This is a genomic window from Petrotoga sp. DB-2 (genome assembly GCF_054051725.1).
The window spans coordinates 1-252 of record NZ_JBSVZD010000101.1 but is presented as its reverse complement, the minus strand read 5'-3'; the positions used below and the strand labels follow the sequence as shown (position 1 = coordinate 252).

Below are 252 nucleotides of genomic sequence, written 5' to 3'. Positions count from 1 at the left end.
CGAAGGTTATTCCGCTCCCCTTCGCCTTCTCAGCTCGTCTACCTGTGTCGGTTTCCAGAACGGGCAGTAAAAGGATCTTAACTACACGAGGCTTTTCTCGACAGTGTGATTGTCTACCGTTGGCCTTGCGGCCTCCCCATCACGACTCCTCCTCTGCCAGCGGATTTCCCTACCAGCTTCTTCGGCATCGTCGCTTGGAAGATTCGCAACCCTATCTCGGTAGCTTTACCTCCTGTGTCCCCCCTTGTAGCT

At 54.8% G+C, this 252-nt stretch carries 1 rRNA gene; it reads right to left on the bottom strand.

Features of this window, described 5'->3' with window-relative positions:
* A 23S ribosomal RNA gene (locus ACW9JY_RS10630) occupies positions 1 to 252 on the bottom strand; the annotation flags it as partial.